The sequence below is a fragment of the Burkholderia plantarii genome, from assembly GCF_001411805.1.
In the GTDB taxonomy this organism is placed as follows: domain Bacteria; phylum Pseudomonadota; class Gammaproteobacteria; order Burkholderiales; family Burkholderiaceae; genus Burkholderia; species Burkholderia plantarii.
This window is the reverse complement of sequence record NZ_CP007212.1, coordinates 966,918-982,609: the sequence shown is the minus strand read 5'-3', so window position 1 is coordinate 982,609 and position 15,692 is coordinate 966,918. Positions and strand designations below refer to the sequence as shown.

Below are 15,692 nucleotides of genomic sequence, written 5' to 3'. Positions count from 1 at the left end.
CGACGCCCGCCGTCGCGCCGCTTGCCCGACCACCACGCCGTTCGGCGTAAACACCTAAGCCCGACCCCAGCCCCGGCGCGGCGTGCTGCAGCCTGTCCGCCACCACCCGGGCACCCGCCCGCCGCGCCCCGCTGACACCGGTCCGGCAGCCCTCACGCCCGCCGTCGTCGACGCCTTCGCGCGCGTCGTACTACGATCGACATGATCGCCACCGAATAGCCCGCATCAGCCAGGATAAATATTTCCTGAAATTGACGGTGCTATCTTGAAAAACGGATGGCGATCTACGTGCGCGACGGGCCGGTTGGCCCAGCGTAACGCGCGCCTGATCCGCAATGTCCTGTTGGTTGAACCATGACAACGCAAACCATCCGTATCCGCCCTCGTGGCGCCACGTCCGTCGTGCGCACCGCGCATCGACTTCCCGCGCCGCGGCCGCCCCGGCCGCGCAGCGCCGTTCGCGAGTCCGCGCGGGCCGACGCCCGTGCGGCTCACGCGATGTCCGCCCCCGCGACAGGCACCGTGCCGGACAGCGCGCCTCGTCCGGCCGGCTCGTCGTCCGGCCCGGGCCGTCCCGGCCTCCATGCGCGGCGAGCACGCCCATCGCGCGCCCTCCACCTGCCGCCCGCCGCCCGCGCGGCGGCGCCCTGAGCGCGGAGGCGAACCATGGAAACCTGGCTCACCGATGCCCAGCAACTGATCGCGCACGGCGAAGCGGCCGTGCTCGTGACCGTCGCGCGCGCCGAAGGCTCGGTGCCGCGCGAGGCCGGCACCAAAATGCTCGTCACGCGCGACACCGCCCGCCACACGATCGGCGGCGGCCATCTGGAATGGAAGGCGATCGAGATCGCGCGGCAACTGCTGAAGGACGGCTCGCACCTGCCGCACGCGCGCCGGCTCGAACGGATGGCGCTCGGGCCGAGTCTCGGCCAGTGCTGCGGCGGCGCCGTGACGCTCGGCTTCGAGCGGCTCGACATCGCCGATCTCGGCTGGATCACCTCGCTCGCCAAACGCGTGGCCGCCGGCAACGCCACCGTGCGCAGCGTCTCGTTCGGCCCCGCGGCCGATCCGGTGACGCTGAGCGAACCCGAGGCCGACGTGACGCGCGCAGACTGCCTGCTATGGTCCACCGGCGACGTCTCGCTGATGACCGAGACGATCGCGCCGCACACCTTCGCCGTGATGCTGTTCGGCGCGAGCCACGCCTCGGCCGCGCTGGTGCGCGTGCTCGCGACGCTGCCGTGCCGGGTGCGCTGGATCGACGGGCGCGACGCGCCGTTCCCGCCCGCCGCGGCGCTCTCCGGCATCCACAACCTGACGGTGGACGCGCTCGACGCCCCCGAGCTCGCCATCGCCGACGCCGCGCCGCACACCTACTTCGTGGTGATGACGCACGACCACGCGTTCGACTTCGTGCTGGCCCAGCACATCCTGCGGCGCGGCGACTACGCCTACTTCGGCATGATCGGCTCGCGCAGCAAGCGCATCCAGTTCGATCAGCGCCTCGCCGCGAGCGGCATCGATCCCGCGCAGACCGCGCGGATGCGCTGCCCGATCGGCGTGGAAGGCATCGTCGACAAGGCCCCCGAGACGATCGCGATCGCGGTGGCCGCGCAACTGCTGCAGGTGGTCGACTCGCACGCCGCCCCGGCCCGGGCGGACGGCGACGCGGCCTCCCCCCATATCTGACCGACCTACAAACAAGCCATGACCCCTGACTTCCGCAACAAGATCGCGCTCGCCCCGAAGGCCGAGCTGCACATCCACATCGAAGGCTCGCTGGAGCCGGAACTGATCTTCAAGCTCGCCGAGCGCAACGGCGTGAAGCTCGCCTACGACTCGATCGAGGCGCTGCGCGCGGCCTACGCGTTCACCGATCTGCAGTCGTTCCTCGACATCTACTACGCCGGCGCGAGCGTGCTGCTGCACGAGCAGGACTTCTACGACATGACGACCGCCTACGTCGAGCGCGCGCTGGCCGACAACGTGATCCACACCGAGATCTTCTTCGATCCGCAGACCCACACGGAGCGCGGCGTGTCGATCGAGACGGTGGTGGCCGGAATCGACCGCGCGCTGGCCGACGCCGAACGGCGCGGCCTGTCGAGCCGGTTGATCCTCTGCTTCCTGCGCCACCTCTCCGAGGACGACGCGCTCGCCACCTACGAAGCCGCGCTGCCGCTGTTCGACCGGTATTCGCACCGGCTGATCGGCGTCGGGCTCGATTCGTCCGAGCGCGGCCATCCGCCCTCCAAGTTCGAGCGCGTGTTCGCGAAGGCGCGCGAGCGCGGCCTGAAGCTGGTCGCGCATGCCGGCGAGGAAGGCCCGCCCGCCTACGTGGTCGAGGCGCTCGACCTGCTCAAGGTGGACCGCGTCGATCACGGCGTGCGCAGCATCGAGGACGCCGCGCTGATCGCGCGGCTCGCCGATTCGCGCATCGCGCTGACGGTCTGCCCGCTGTCGAACCTGAAGCTGCGCGTGTTCGACGACATGACCAAGCACACGCTGAAGCTGCTGCTCGACAGCGGCGTGGCCGTCACGATCAACTCCGACGATCCGGCCTACTTCGGCGGCTACGTCAATGACAATTACTTCGCCACCGTCGCGGCGCTCGGCCTCGACGAACGCGAGGTCTACAACGTGATCCGCAACGGCTTCGAGGCCTCGTTCGTCGATGCGCCCGCACGCGCCGCGCTGATCGCGCAACTCGATTCGCACTGGCATCCGGCATGACGCCCACGTCCTGCCGAGGAGGCCGGTGCATCCGTTCCGCGCGGCATCGCGCGGACGCACCGTCGTCCCCATAACAGAGACTGAGGAGAGCTTTTTCGATGGACACGTACAACGGCAGCAAGGCCCCGGCCACGAGTTCGTGGCTCGACCGATTCTTCGGCATCCGCGAGTCCGGCTCGCGGCTGCGCACCGAAATCGTCGCGGGCATCACGACGTTCCTGACGGCGATGTACATCATCGTCGTCAATCCCGGCATCCTGGCCCAGGCGGGCGTGCCGTTCGCGTCGGCGCTGACCGCCACCGTGATCGTCAGCTTCCTCGGCAGTTGCGCGATGGGCCTGTACGCGCGCAACCCGGTGCTGGTCGCGCCGGGCATGGGCATGAACGCGCTGTTCACGTTCGTGATGGTCCACGGCGGGAAGATGCCGTGGCAGACCGCGCTCGGCTGCGTGTTCTGGGCAGGCGTGATCTTCGCCGTGCTGGCCGCGTTCAACGCGCGCAAGCTGGTGGTGGACGCGATCCCGCCGAACCTGCGGCACGCCGTGTCGTGCGGCATTGGCCTGTTCATCTGCCTGATCGGGCTCGTCAACGCGAAATTCGTGGTGGGCGACCCGGTGACGGTCGTGCATGCGGCGTCGCTGAACCCGGTGATCGTGACGTTCCTCGTCGGGCTCGCGATCACCACCGTGCTGGTGGTGCGCCGCGTGACGGGCGCGCTGATGATCGGCATCGTCGCCACCACGCTGCTCGCGGTGCCGATCGGCCGGATCTGGGGCGACGGCAGCACCTACTGGCCCGCCGCGATCGCCACCCGGACGCTCGTCAACTGGAACGGCCTGGTGGCCGCGCCCGACTTCTCCGGGATCGGCCAGCTCGACCTGCTCGGCGCGCTGAAGGTGGTCTACTGGCCGTTCATCTTCGTGATGCTGTTCACGGCCTTCTTCGACGCGCTGTCCACCTTCATGGCGATCTCGGAGGCCGGCAACCTCGTCGATCGCGACGGCAACCCGCGCAACATCCGCCAGTCGATGATGGTCGACGCGTTCTCGGCGGTGGTGTCGGCACCGCTCGGCACGAGCCCCGCGAACGCCTACATCGAATCGGCCGCCGGCATCTCGGCGGGCGGGCGCACCGGCCTGGTGGCGGTGGTGGCCGGGCTCTGCTTCCTGCCGTTCCTGGTGCTCTCGCCGCTGCTCTCGCTGGTGCCCGCGATCGCCACGGCGCCGGCGCTGATCCTGGTGGGCGTGTTCATGATGGAATCGATCACGAAGATCGAATGGCACCGCTTCGACGAGGCGATTCCCGCGTTCATCGCGATGGTGCTGATCCCGCTCACCTATTCGATCACCGACGGCATCGCCTACGGCTTTCTCACCTTCGTGGTGCTGAAGCTGTTCACCGGGCGCCGCCGCGAGATCAAGCCGGCGATGTGGATCGTCGCCGCGCTCTCGGGCGTGCTGCTCGCGCAGCTGTGAGGCCGCCGATGCGCCCCGTTCCCCTGCCGCAGGAGTTTCGTTCATGACCCAAACCGCCTTTCGCGCCCGGCTGCTGACGTTTCGCGACGACCCCGCGCACGCGGACGAGGCCGCCGTCTTCGAGGAGGACGGCCTGCTGATCGTCGACGCGGCGGGCCGGGTGGTCGCGGCCGGCGCCTACGCCGCGCTGGCCGGCCGCCTCGCGCCCGACGCGCGCGTCACCACGCTCGGCGACAAGCTGATCGTGCCGGGCTTCATCGACACGCACATCCACTATCCGCAGACCGACATGATCGCCTCGCCGGCGCCGGGCCTGCTGCCGTGGCTCGACACCTATACGTTCCCGACCGAGCGGCGCTTCGAGGACATCGAGCACGCGCGCGAAGTGGCGTCGTTCTTCATCGACACGCTGCTGGCGAGCGGCACCACCACCGCGCTCGTCTACTGCACGGTCCATCGGCAATCGGCCGAGGCGCTGTTCGAGGCGAGCGAGGCGAGGAACCTGCGGATGATCGCGGGCAAGGTGCTGATGGATCGCAACTGCCCCGAGTTCCTGCGCGACACGGCGCAGTCGGGCCACGACGACAGCGCCGCGCTGATCGCGCGCTGGCACGGCCGCGGCCGGCAGATGTACGCGCTCACGCCACGCTTCGCGCCGACCTCGACGCCGGCCCAGCTCGAGGCCTGCGCCGCGCTCGCGCGCCGCCATCCCGACGTGTTCGTGCAGAGTCACGTGGCCGAGAACGTCGACGAGGTGAAATGGGCCGCCGAGCTGTTCCCGGGCCACCGCAGCTACCTCGACATCTACGATCGCCACGGCCTGCTGCGCCCGCGCGCCGTGTACGGCCACTGCATCCATCTCGACGACGAGGACCGGCGCCGGATCGCCGAGACCGGCACGGTGATCGCGCACTGCCCGACCTCGAACTTCTTCCTCGGCAGCGGCCTGTTCGACTTCGACCGCGCCACCGCGCAGCGCGTACACCTTTCGCTCGCGACCGACGTGGGCGGCGGCACCTCGTTCTCGATGCTGCAGACCATGAACGAAGCGCACAAGGTCGCGCGGCTGTCGGGCTACCACCTCGGCGCGACGCGGATGTTCTGGCTCGCCACGGCGGGCGCGGCGCGCGCGCTCGCGCTCGACACGCAGATCGGCACGCTCGCGCCGCGCGCCGAGGCCGACTTCGTCGTGCTCGATCCGCGCGCCACGCCGCTGCTCGCGCGCCGCACCGCGCGCGCCGCCTCGCTCGAGGAACTGCTGTTCGCGTTCGCGATGCTCGGCGACGACCGCGCCGTCCACAGCACCTGGGCCGCCGGCCGCTGCGTGCATCGACGCGACGAGGCGAGGGCCGCGGCGGCCTGAACGGCGGCTCGACGGCACCGCGACGGCATCCACCCCGCCGGCACGGCCTCCGGGCCCAGACCGCCGGCCGGATGTGAAAAAGGCCCGATGCGAAACATCGCACCGGGCCTTTCATTCGCTCGGACCTTTCATTCATTTGCCGCCACCCGCGCGGGGGCGGCGGCGCTTCCGGCCCGCCCCGGCGACAACCTCCGTCGCTACCGGGCCGGACCGGCCATGTCCGACTCTAGTGCGCGCCGGCCGCGGCCGGCGCAGCCGAAGCCGGCGCCGCCGGCACCGCGCGCTCATTCGACGCAGGCGCCGCAGCCCCGCCGCTGCGCGCCACCGGCAGCCGCACGACGCGCGTCGCGCCGTTGCCGAGCGGGAAATCGGCCAGCGCCGAACGCGCCAGGTACGGCATCGCCGCGACAAGCGAATCGCCGCTGCCGGTATTGCGCGCGCTGACGTTATAGACCTCGCGCCCGGTCGTCCGCTCGGTGATGCGCAGGTTCAGCGTGCGTTGATAGACCTGATAGGTCTGGTTCACGTAGCCGGCCGGGAACGGGCCGCCCCACGGCCCGAACGGCCCCCACGGGCCACCGCGCCAGTATGGCCCCGGGCCGAACCACGGATCGTAGTAGACTGGCTGCGGCACCGACACCAGGTCGCCCTTGACGCCGTAGGTCAACTTGACCAGATAGCGCGCGTCGGCCTGCGGCACACGGCGGAACGACAGCGTGGACAGCTCGTTCGCCACGATCTGCTCGTAGGTCGCCTGTTCCAGGCTGTTCTGCTCGTCGGGCGCGCGCGTGAACGCGTAGGTGCGCGTCGCGTCGCTGCCGCTCCAGTCGGAAAATGCCGTGACCTGCGTGTTCACGTAGCTCGCGCACCCCGACAGCAGCACGACGCAGGCAGCCGCGAGCCACGTGGCGGCGCGGAACATTCGATTCGCTTTCATGATCCTCTTCCTCGATTCCCTTTCTGTATGCCCCGGCTGTTGCCCGGGTAGTGCCGGAACGCCGCCGACACCCCGGCGGGCGCCTCGCGATCATACGCTGCGCGCCGCGCTCCGCAACCACTAGGCAGACCGCCGGCAGGTCCGAAAGTTCGGTCCGCGCGACTTGCCAAGCCTTTGTACAATGGACCCACGCCGCCCGCCACGAACGGGCTCACGAACTCATCACCGACCGACCGACATGTCCGATACCGCCGCCCCTTCCACCGTGATCCGCCGCGCCGACTACACCCCGCCCGCGTTCCTCATCGACAGCGTCGCCCTCGAATTCGATCTGGTGCCCGAGCGCACGGTCGTGCGCAACACGATGCGCCTGCGCCGCAACCCCGACGCCGCGCCCGCGCCGCATCTCGAACTGCTCGGCGAGTCGCTCGAATTCATCGCGGCGCAAATCAACGGCCAGCCGGCCGCGGCGGTGCGCGCGCACGAACACGGCCTGAGCGTCGAGAACGTGCCCGACGCGTTCGAGCTCGTGATCGACAGCGCCTGCGCGCCGGCCGCCAACACCACGCTGTCCGGCCTCTACGTGTCGGGTGGCAATTTCTTTACGCAGTGCGAAGCGGAAGGCTTTCGCCACATCACCTATTTCCTCGACCGGCCCGACGTGATGTCGACCTACACGGTCACGCTGCGCGCCGACCGCGAGGCTTGCCCGGTGCTGCTGTCGAACGGCAACCTCGTCGATTCCGGCCTGCTGCCCGATGGCCGCCACTTCGCGAAGTGGGAGGACCCGTTTCGCAAGCCGAGCTACCTGTTCGCCCTGGTCGCGGGCAAGCTGGTCTCGATCGAGGAGACCATCACCACCGGCTCCGGCGCGAGCAAGCTGCTGCAGGTATGGGTCGAACCCGCCGACCTCGACAAGACGCGCCACGCGATGGATTCGCTGATCCACTCGATCCGCTGGGACGAAAAGCGCTTCGGCCTCGAGCTCGATCTCGACCGCTTCATGATCGTCGCCGTCAGCGACTTCAACATGGGCGCGATGGAGAACAAGGGGCTCAACATCTTCAACACGAAGTACGTGCTGGCGAACCCGGAAACGGCCACCGACGTCGATTTCTCGAATATCGAGGCAGTGGTCGGCCACGAGTATTTCCATAACTGGACCGGCAACCGCGTGACCTGCCGCGACTGGTTCCAGCTGAGCCTGAAGGAAGGGCTGACGGTGTTCCGCGACCAGGAATTCTCGGCCGACATGGCGGCCGGCGAAGGCGACGACGCGGGCGCGCGCGCCGTCAAGCGCATCGAGGACGTGCGCGTGCTGCGCCAGTTGCAGTTCGCCGAGGACGCCGGCCCGATGGCGCACCCGGTGCGCCCCGAGAGCTACGTCGAGATCAACAACTTCTACACGATGACGGTCTACGAGAAGGGCTCGGAAGTCGTGCGGATGTACCAGACGCTGCTCGGCCGCGACGGCTTCCGGCGCGGCATGGATCTCTATTTCAAGCGCCACGACGGCCAGGCCGTGACCTGCGACGACTTCCGCCACGCGATGGCCGACGCGAACGGCCGCGATCTCGCGCAGTTCGAGCGCTGGTACAGCCAGGCCGGCACGCCGCGCGTGGCCGTGAAGACCGCCTACGACGCGGCGGCGAAACGCTACACGGTCACGCTGAGCCAGGCTTACGGCGAGGGTTCGCCGGCCGCGCGCGAGACCCAGCAGGGCCCGCTGCTGATCCCGTTCGCGATCGGCCTGATCGGCCCCGACGGCCAGGACCTGCCGCTGCGCCTGGACGGCGAGGCCGAGGCCGGCGCCACCACGCGCGTGCTCGAGCTGACCGGGACGCAGGCCAGCTATACCTTCGTCGACGTCGCGGCCGAGCCGCTGCCGTCGCTGCTGCGCAACTTCTCGGCGCCGGTGATCGTCGACTACGACTATCGCGAGGACCAGCTCGCGTTCCTGCTCGCGCACGACAGCGATCCGTTCAACCGCTGGGAGGCGGGCCAGCGGCTCGCCACGCGCGCGCTGCTGACGCTCGCCGACACGGCCGCCGCGGACGGCGAGCTGACGCTCGACGACGCGTTCGTCAATGCATTCCACCGCGTGCTGGTGGACGATTCGCTGTCGCCGGCGTTCCGCGAGCTGGCGCTGACGATGCCGTCCGAGGCCTATCTGGCCGACCAGATGCGCGAGGCGAACCCGGCCGCGGTCCACCGCGCGCGCCAGTTCGTGCGCGGCCGGCTGGCCGCCGCGCTGCGCGCCGACTGGCTCGCGATCCACGAACGGCACCGCACCCCGGGCGCCTACGCGCCGACGCCCGAGGACGCCGGCCATCGCGCGCTGAAGAATCTCGCGCTCGCCTACCTCGCCGAACTCGACGAGCCGGCCGAAGCCGTGCGCCTCGCCACCGCCCAATACGACGTGGCCGACAACATGACCGACCGCGCCGCCGCGCTCGGCGCGCTGCTGTCGGCCTCGGCCGCCTCGGACGCGGCCGAGGCGCCGGCGCGCAAGGCGCTCGCCGACTTCTACGCGCGCTTCGAGAAGGAGGCGCTGGTGATCGACAAGTGGTTCTCGATGCAGGCCACGCGGCGTGGCACGGCCGACCATCCGACGCTCGACACGGTGCGCGAACTGCTCTCGCACCCGGCCTTCAACCTGAAGAATCCGAACCGCGCGCGCTCGCTGATCTTCGGCTTCTGCGCCGCGAATCCGGCGCAGTTCCACGCCGCCGACGGCTCCGGCTACGCGTTCTGGGCCGATCAAGTGCTGGCGCTCGACGCGATCAACCCGCAGGTCGCCGCGCGGCTGTCGCGTTCGCTCGAAAACTGGCGGCGCTTCACGCCGGCGCTGCGCGAGCCGATGCGCGCCGCGCTTGAACGCGTCGCGGCCGGCGCGAAGTCGCGCGACGTTCGCGAGATCGTCGGGAAAGCGCTGGCGTAAGCGCGCCGGACGATCCAGGCAAACCCAAGCCGCTGAAACGGCCGGCCCGCTCACGCGGCGCCGGCCGTTTTTTCATGATCGCGGGCCACGGGCCGCCGCGCGCTCAACCGGGCGCCGCACCGGCCAGCGCCCGCTCGCGATCGCGCAGCCCGCGGTCCCGATCGGCCCACCGGCGGGCGGCCGGCCCCCATTCGAATGCGCCGCCGGCCTTCTCGCGGCCGTCCCTGCCTCGCCGATTTCGTGCGTACCATGTGCGCGGCCGGCGCCGCATCGCGGCCCGAAATCGGGCTGGCGCGACCGCGCCGTGACGCGCGCGCCCGTGATCCGGAACAAAAAGGCGGCGGTGCGTCAGGGCAGCGCGGGTAAAATTGCAAAAAACAGATATTTTCCTGCCTCCCGGAGCTCAGCATGTCCCTTTCCCGACGTACCACGCTGTCGAAGTATCTGATCGAGCAACAACGCGAGAACCACAACCTTCCCGCCGACCTGCGCCTGCTGATCGAAGTCGTCGCGCGCGCCTGCAAGGCAATCAGCTTCCACGTCTCGAAGGGCGCGCTCGGCGATGCGCTTGGCACGGCCGGCAGCGAGAACGTGCAGGGCGAAGTGCAGAAGAAGCTCGACATCCTGTCGAACGAAATCCTGCTCGACGCGAACGAATGGGGCGGCAACCTCGCCGCGATGGCCTCGGAGGAAATGGAAACGTTCTTCCCGATCCCCGAGAACTACCCGCGCGGCGAATACCTGCTGGTGTTCGATCCGCTCGACGGTTCGTCGAACATCGACGTGAACGTCTCGATCGGCACGATCTTCTCCGTGCTGCGCTGCCCGGACGGCCAGCAGGCCACCGAACAGTCGTTCCTGCAGCCGGGCGTGAAGCAGGTGGCCGCCGGCTACGCCGTGTACGGCCCGCAGACGGTGCTGGTGCTGACCACCGGCCACGGCGTGAACTGCTTCACGCTCGATCGCGAACTCGGCTCGTGGGTGCTGACGCAGAGCAACATGCAGATTCCGGCCGACACGCGCGAATACGCGATCAACGCCTCGAACGCGCGCCACTGGTACGAGCCGGTCAAGCGCTATGTCGACGAGCTGAACGCCGGCGTCGACGGCCCGCGCGGCGAGAACTTCAACATGCGCTGGATCGCCTCGATGGTGGCCGACGTCCACCGCATCCTGAACCGCGGCGGCGTGTTCATGTATCCGGCCGACGCGCGCACCCCCGATCGCCCCGGCAAGCTGCGCCTGATGTACGAGGCCAACCCGATGTCGTTCATCGTCGAGCAGGCGGGCGGCGCCGCGTCGACCGGCACCGAGCGCATCCTCGAGGTGCAGCCGACCGGCCTGCACCAGCGCGTGCCGGTGATCCTCGGCTCGAAGAACGAGGTCGAACGCGTCGCACGCTATCACCAGGAAGCGGCCGCGAAGTAAAGCCCGCGCGGCCGTTGCGGCGGCGCCGCAAGAAAGTCCCCGCGACGGCGAGAAAGGCCTTCCTCCCCCGTGTTTTTCATCGTAGAATTCGGGCCGTTGAAAGACGCGGGGACAGATGATCGGCAACGGTCGTCGAGGATGCGGAGCCGGTCGGGTCGGCGCGAATGCTTGAAATTTTTTCGCCGGACCTATTGCCAGCTTCGCAGAAATCACCCTATAATTTCATTTCTTTGTTGCCGGTGTAGCTCAGTTGGTAGAGCAGCGCATTCGTAATGCGAAGGTCGTAGGTTCGACTCCTATCTCCGGCACCATCCGAATCAAGCAAAAAGCCCGATCCTCGTGATCGGGCTTTTTGCTTTGCAGCATCGGCGGCTTTCCTGTCGCTCCTCTCGCTGCTCCTCCTCCGTCTTTTCGGCGCGCCGCCGGAAAGCCCCGCGAAAGCTCCGCGACGTCATGCCTGCCGGCCCGAGAAAACCATTGGAAAAGCACTCCGGCGCTGCCTAACATTACTTAACGCTCCTGACCCGGCTATTGCAGTACATTGCGTGGGCACCGGGCCGGGGCGGACAGTTCGCCCTGTCGATGCGCATCTCGATGCCCACGGCCGGTTCGTTACGCAGCAACCCAACCTGGAGAGAACCACCATGGCTCATGGCTTGATTATGTGGCTCATCATCGGCGCCATCGCCGGCTGGCTGGCCGGCCTGCTCGTGAAGGGCGGCGGCTTCGGCCTGATCGTCGACATCATCGTCGGCATCGTCGGCGCCATCATCGGCGGCTGGCTCGCGGGCGTGCTCGGCATCACGATCGGCAGCGGCTTCTTCGCGTCGATCATCGTCGCTGTAATCGGCGCGGTCATCCTGCTGTTCATCATCCGGCTGTTCCGGCGCGCCTGACTGCGCGCCGATCGCGGCCCGGCGCCCGCCCGAAGCGGCACGCCGGGCCGCTCGCCGCCGCGGCCGCCGCGGCACCGCCTCCCCCTCTCCCGCCCTTCCGCTCCCCGCACACGTCGGACGAATGCCCCCCCCGGCGAGAAAGGTGCGTGCGCATCCATTTTCCGCGCGCCGCCGATCCGGCCAGCCACGACAAAAACCGCCCAGCTGTGCGGTTTAAGCAACATCGACAAATTGAAACGATTCCCTGCTGGAAAAATTGAAGATAGGCGGCTGATAATCGATACACCGCAAGGAGAATGATCATGGACGAAAAGCCGACTCGCATGCCACCTCCCGAGAAAGTGATGAGCCCGGACCCGGAGCCGGTGGCCGTCGAGTTCCTCGCGGAGCTGCCCGACCACGTGCGTGCGTTCTTCGACGAGCAGCACAAGCTGGGCGCGCCGAAGTAACGGCCGGCTGAACGTCGCGAACCACCGCGTCACCGCGCTCGACTCCTTGCGTCCGCCCCCCTCCCCGCTGCAGCAGGCCACCAGGCTCCCGAGTCGGGTCGGCTGCGCGCGCTAAGCTTCGTCTCCGGCGCCCGCGTGCGCGGAGTATTCGTTTATCCTCCTCGTTTTCCCTATGCCCGGCCCCCCCCACCGGCGCCTGCTGATCCACCATGACTCTCCCGATCCGCCCGACCCTCGCGTTTGCGTCGCTCGCCGCCGCCCTGCTCGCCCTGCCGCTGCCGGCCTCGGCCGACGGCGACGACACCCCGCTCACCAACCTCGTCGCGCTCGCCTCGCAGCGCATCGCGCTGGCCGAGCCGGTGGCCCGCTGGAAGTGGGCCAATCACAAGCCGATCGAGGACAAGCCGCGCGAAGCGCAACTGCTCGCCGACGTCGAACGCCGCGCGGTGGCGAGCGGGGTCGATCGCGATTACGCGCATGCGTTTTTCTCGGACCAGATCGAGGCGAGCAAGATCATGCAGAACGCGCTGTTCGCGAAGTGGCGCGCCACGCGGGCCCCCGACGGCACGCCACCCGACCTCGCCACCACCACGCGCCCGCAGTTCGACCGGCTCACCCAGTCGATGATCGGCGCGCTCACGCGCGTCGCGCCGCTGCGCAACGCGCCCGACTGCCAGTCGCGCATGGCGCGCAGCATCGCCGATTGGAAGTCGATGACGCGCTACGACTCGAGCCAGTCGCCCGCGCTCGACGCAGCGCTCGCGCATGTCTGCGCCGGCGGCGGCGCCAGCGCGATCGGCTGACGCGACACCCGCTATCGAATCGGGGAATCGATCTTGTCGGGCACCGCCCGCGCGGTGCAGGTCGAACGCGCCGGTGCGGCGGCCGTCGCGTAAACCCGAAGCGGACGCCGCTTGCTTACTGCGGTGCCACCGGCACAGGGGCCTGCAATGCAAGCTCGATGGTCGGCACGCCGCGCGCGAGATGGGTCTGCAGAATCCGGAACACGGTGGCATTGAACCGGCCGTCGCTCCCGGCCGCGGCGGCCAGCGCACGCGCGGCCTCGATGCCGGCGACAGTGCCCAGATAGCGCCAGCGATCGACCACGTGATATGTCGCCGGTGCGCCGCCGTCGACGATCGCCACCGGGCCGTCGAACGGCCAGGGCTCGCCGGCGGTGCCGCGCCGCGCGTCGCCGGCTTTGCGGTTGAAGGCCGGGGCGAGTTCGGCGATCCAGTTCGCCTCGGCCAGCATCGCACCGAGTTCGCCGCCGGTCTCGCGCCATTCCAGGCGCCGCACCTGCTCCGCGAGCCGCCGCTCCCTCGCCGAGCGCCGCTCGCCCGTGAGCAGCGCGCGCAGGCGGTTGCGCACCCGAACGCTGCGCCCGACGTAGAGCGGCGCGTCGCCCTCCCCGAACAGCGCATAGGCGCCAAAGCCGGCTGGCGCGCGCTCGAGGTCGTCCTCGGTCAGGTCGCCCGCCAGCCGGTAGCGGCGCGTCGTCTGCGCGATCTGCTCGACAAGCTGCTCGGCCGGAATCGCGTCGTGCAGGTGTCGCCAGAACTGCCAGACGAGATCGGCGTCGGCCAGCGCGCGGTGACGCGCGTTCGGCACCAACGCGTGGCGTGCGATCAGCGCATCGAGCCCATGGCGCGATTCGCGCGGGAAAAGCGCGCGCGACAGGCGCACCGTGCAGAGCACGTCGGGATTGAAGGCATAGCCGGCGCGCTCGAATTCGGCGCGCAGGAAGCCGCGGTCGAAACTCGCGTTGTGCGCGATGAAGAGCCGCCCGTCGAGCCGCGCGTAAAGCTCGGCCGCGATCGAGGCGAAGCTCGGCGCGCCGCGCACCATCGCATCGGTGATGCCGGTCAGCTGCTGGATGAAGGCCGGGATCGGCTGGTGGGGATCGATCAGCGAGTTCCAGGTCGAGACGCCGTCGGGACCGACCTCGACGACACCGATCTCGGTAATCCGGTGTTCGGCCGCGGAGCCGCCGGTCGTCTCGAGGTCGACGAAAGCGAGCGGGCCACCGGAGGCCTGGAAAAACGAAGACAACGACGAAGACGAATCAGACATGTCAGCAGTAAGCGATACCGGGTGGAGTGCGCGAAAAACCATGCACGATGCCGATTCTACCCGCCAAAAACAAAGCCCCCGCCAAAGCGGGGGCTGGACATCCGGTTCAACCCGGATTACAGCGCCTGGATGTTCGCCGCCTGCTTGCCTTTCGGCCCGGTCTTCACGTCGAACGACACGCGCTGATTTTCCTTCAGCGTCTTGAAGCCGTCCATGCGGATTTCCGAGAAGTGCGCGAACAGGTCTTCGCCACCGTTGTCCGACGTAATAAAGCCAAAGCCCTTAGCATCGTTAAACCATTTCACGATACCGGTATCCATATTCCTGATTCCCCAAACGATTATAAATAAAACGAGCAACTCGTGAGTGCCGTCACCGAAAGCCTCGGCCCCGCTAAACCTTATGGACGATGAGCAGTAAGCACCGCAGACTTCGTGGTGCTTTTATAAATGGGAGGCTCCGGGCTCGTCAAGAAAATTCTTCACATCTTCTTATCAGACTTGACCTCGATCGCGATGGAAACGGTACATCGCCAACAAAATGGACCATTTAGTCACGCGCGACCTGTCATTATTACTAGGGAATATCCGTTTCAATTAACGAAAATGCAAAAAATACCGACCGGGTAAAAAATAGCGATTACTTGGTATTTGTCCGGGTTGTCGTGGACAGCCGGTTTTGCGATGCTGAATCAGGCCGTGTACAAGGGGGCGGATATGCTGCTCGACAGATTCAAACGTTTCGCGCACCGACTCGGCATGCTGCGCCGCCATAAAAAGATCAAGGCGGTGCCCACGATCTACGCACTCGATGCCGAATTCGACACGACCTGGCATGGCGACCACTGGCAGAACCTGCTCGCCTCGCCACTCGATGCACGCCATTATGTGATGGAAGACTGGGCGCAGCCGGCCGGCATGCCGTCGGCACGCGAAGTCACGGACGCAAAACCGACGAAACAGCGCCGCCGCGGCTGAACCCGGCCGGCGCGCCATCGAGAAAAGACGGAAAAAGCAAAAAAAAGCGCGACTGGGAAGTCGCGCCGACAAAGGTTTGGAGATCTTTTCCGTCAACGAAAAAGTCTGCTTCGGAAAGCAGAGACACCAGTATAACGATTGCGCCGTGCAGCATTAGCGGTGGTCCTCACAAACGTCTATTGTCGAAGACTCAACAATCCTCCGCACTTCCCACGTTCCCGATCCGCCCCGCTTCCCTGCTCCCTTTTGTCGCCGCCGCGCAACGGCGGACGACCATTCGCGATCCCGATCAAATCTCACCGAACGGCGCTTTCCCTTGCCTGACAAAGGTTTCCGGGCGATTTCCGATCATTTCCGAAACTTAAATTCATTATTGCTTAAAGTGCGAGCCACGAACACGGCCGGCTCCCTCTTACACTG

General features: G+C 67.9%; 13 protein-coding genes and 1 tRNA gene. 11 read left to right on the top strand and 3 right to left on the bottom strand.

The features are described 5' to 3' along the window. Positions 1-666 precede the first annotated feature (666 nt). From xdhC to guaD, 4 genes are all read left to right on the top strand, one after another. Entirely contained in the window at positions 667-1,689 is a 1,023-nt protein-coding gene (gene xdhC, locus bpln_RS35055; RefSeq protein ID WP_055138161.1) for a xanthine dehydrogenase accessory protein XdhC, read from the top strand. Between the two features lie 18 nt (positions 1,690-1,707). Next, positions 1,708-2,733: an adenosine deaminase gene (locus bpln_RS35050; RefSeq protein WP_042624139.1), complete on the top strand. Its 1,026-nt coding sequence runs from the start codon at positions 1,708-1,710 to the stop codon at positions 2,731-2,733. Between the two features lie 98 nt (positions 2,734-2,831). After that, on the top strand, positions 2,832-4,208 hold the full coding sequence (locus tag bpln_RS04305; RefSeq protein ID WP_055138160.1) for an NCS2 family permease: 1,377 nt from the start codon (positions 2,832-2,834) through the stop codon (positions 4,206-4,208). Between the two features lie 43 nt (positions 4,209-4,251). Continuing rightward, positions 4,252-5,571: a guanine deaminase gene (gene guaD / locus bpln_RS04300; protein WP_042624137.1), complete on the top strand. Its 1,320-nt coding sequence runs from the start codon at positions 4,252-4,254 to the stop codon at positions 5,569-5,571. 226 nt (positions 5,572-5,797) lie between these two features. On the opposite strand, the gene bpln_RS04295 is transcribed toward guaD, so the two are convergent. Next, positions 5,798-6,508, bottom strand: a complete 711-nt coding sequence (locus tag bpln_RS04295) for a DUF4136 domain-containing protein (RefSeq protein ID WP_042624136.1) — start codon at positions 6,506-6,508, stop codon at positions 5,798-5,800. Positions 6,509-6,746: 238 nt separating this feature from the next. Here bpln_RS04295 and pepN point away from each other — a divergent pair, with 238 nt between their 5' ends. From pepN to bpln_RS04270, 6 genes are all read left to right on the top strand, one after another. Continuing rightward, positions 6,747-9,449: an aminopeptidase N gene (gene pepN, locus bpln_RS04290; protein ID WP_042624135.1), complete on the top strand. Its 2,703-nt coding sequence runs from the start codon at positions 6,747-6,749 to the stop codon at positions 9,447-9,449. Positions 9,450-9,857: 408 nt separating this feature from the next. Next, positions 9,858-10,877, top strand: a complete 1,020-nt coding sequence (locus bpln_RS04285; RefSeq protein WP_042624134.1) for a class 1 fructose-bisphosphatase — start codon at positions 9,858-9,860, stop codon at positions 10,875-10,877. A gap of 235 nt (positions 10,878-11,112) precedes the next feature. After that, positions 11,113-11,188, top strand: a tRNA-Thr gene (locus bpln_RS04280). A 333-nt stretch (positions 11,189-11,521) separates the two neighbouring features. Further along, positions 11,522-11,773 carry a GlsB/YeaQ/YmgE family stress response membrane protein gene (locus bpln_RS04275; protein ID WP_042624133.1) on the top strand — a complete coding sequence of 84 codons (252 nt, stop codon included), beginning with the start codon at positions 11,522-11,524 and terminating at the stop codon, positions 11,771-11,773. A gap of 302 nt (positions 11,774-12,075) precedes the next feature. Continuing rightward, the gene (locus bpln_RS37110) at positions 12,076-12,222 is read left to right on the top strand and encodes a hypothetical protein (RefSeq protein WP_042626432.1); all 147 of its coding nucleotides are present in this window, start codon (positions 12,076-12,078) and stop codon (positions 12,220-12,222) included. A gap of 209 nt (positions 12,223-12,431) precedes the next feature. After that, entirely contained in the window at positions 12,432-13,025 is a 594-nt protein-coding gene (locus tag bpln_RS04270) for a chorismate mutase (RefSeq protein WP_055138159.1), read from the top strand. Between the two features lie 115 nt (positions 13,026-13,140). Here the strand turns inward: bpln_RS04270 and bpln_RS04265 are convergent, their stop codons facing one another. Together bpln_RS04265 and bpln_RS04260 are read right to left on the bottom strand one after the other, a co-directional pair. Continuing rightward, on the bottom strand, positions 13,141-14,295 hold the full coding sequence (locus tag bpln_RS04265; protein WP_055138158.1) for an exonuclease domain-containing protein: 1,155 nt from the start codon (positions 14,293-14,295) through the stop codon (positions 13,141-13,143). 116 nt (positions 14,296-14,411) lie between these two features. Then, positions 14,412-14,615 (bottom strand): cold-shock protein, encoded by a 204-nt coding sequence (locus bpln_RS04260; RefSeq protein ID WP_012734907.1) that lies wholly within the window; start codon positions 14,613-14,615, stop codon positions 14,412-14,414. Between the two features lie 399 nt (positions 14,616-15,014). Here bpln_RS04260 and bpln_RS04255 point away from each other — a divergent pair, with 399 nt between their 5' ends. Further along, positions 15,015-15,272 carry a hypothetical protein gene (locus bpln_RS04255; RefSeq protein ID WP_171907455.1) on the top strand — a complete coding sequence of 86 codons (258 nt, stop codon included), beginning with the start codon at positions 15,015-15,017 and terminating at the stop codon, positions 15,270-15,272. Positions 15,273-15,692: the final 420 nt, after the last annotated feature.

Coding starts and splice junctions, on each gene's coding strand:
- xdhC (WP_055138161.1), top strand. CDS start 667: ATGGAAACCTGGCTCACCGATGCCCAGCAACTGATCGCGCACGGCGAA.
- bpln_RS35050 (WP_042624139.1), top strand. CDS start 1,708: ATGACCCCTGACTTCCGCAACAAGATCGCGCTCGCCCCGAAGGCCGAG.
- bpln_RS04305 (WP_055138160.1), top strand. CDS start 2,832: ATGGACACGTACAACGGCAGCAAGGCCCCGGCCACGAGTTCGTGGCTC.
- guaD (WP_042624137.1), top strand. CDS start 4,252: ATGACCCAAACCGCCTTTCGCGCCCGGCTGCTGACGTTTCGCGACGAC.
- bpln_RS04295 (WP_042624136.1), bottom strand. CDS start 6,508: ATGAAAGCGAATCGAATGTTCCGCGCCGCCACGTGGCTCGCGGCTGCC.
- pepN (WP_042624135.1), top strand. CDS start 6,747: ATGTCCGATACCGCCGCCCCTTCCACCGTGATCCGCCGCGCCGACTAC.
- bpln_RS04285 (WP_042624134.1), top strand. CDS start 9,858: ATGTCCCTTTCCCGACGTACCACGCTGTCGAAGTATCTGATCGAGCAA.
- bpln_RS04275 (WP_042624133.1), top strand. CDS start 11,522: ATGGCTCATGGCTTGATTATGTGGCTCATCATCGGCGCCATCGCCGGC.
- bpln_RS37110 (WP_042626432.1), top strand. CDS start 12,076: ATGGACGAAAAGCCGACTCGCATGCCACCTCCCGAGAAAGTGATGAGC.
- bpln_RS04270 (WP_055138159.1), top strand. CDS start 12,432: ATGACTCTCCCGATCCGCCCGACCCTCGCGTTTGCGTCGCTCGCCGCC.
- bpln_RS04265 (WP_055138158.1), bottom strand. CDS start 14,295: ATGTCTGATTCGTCTTCGTCGTTGTCTTCGTTTTTCCAGGCCTCCGGT.
- bpln_RS04260 (WP_012734907.1), bottom strand. CDS start 14,615: ATGGATACCGGTATCGTGAAATGGTTTAACGATGCTAAGGGCTTTGGC.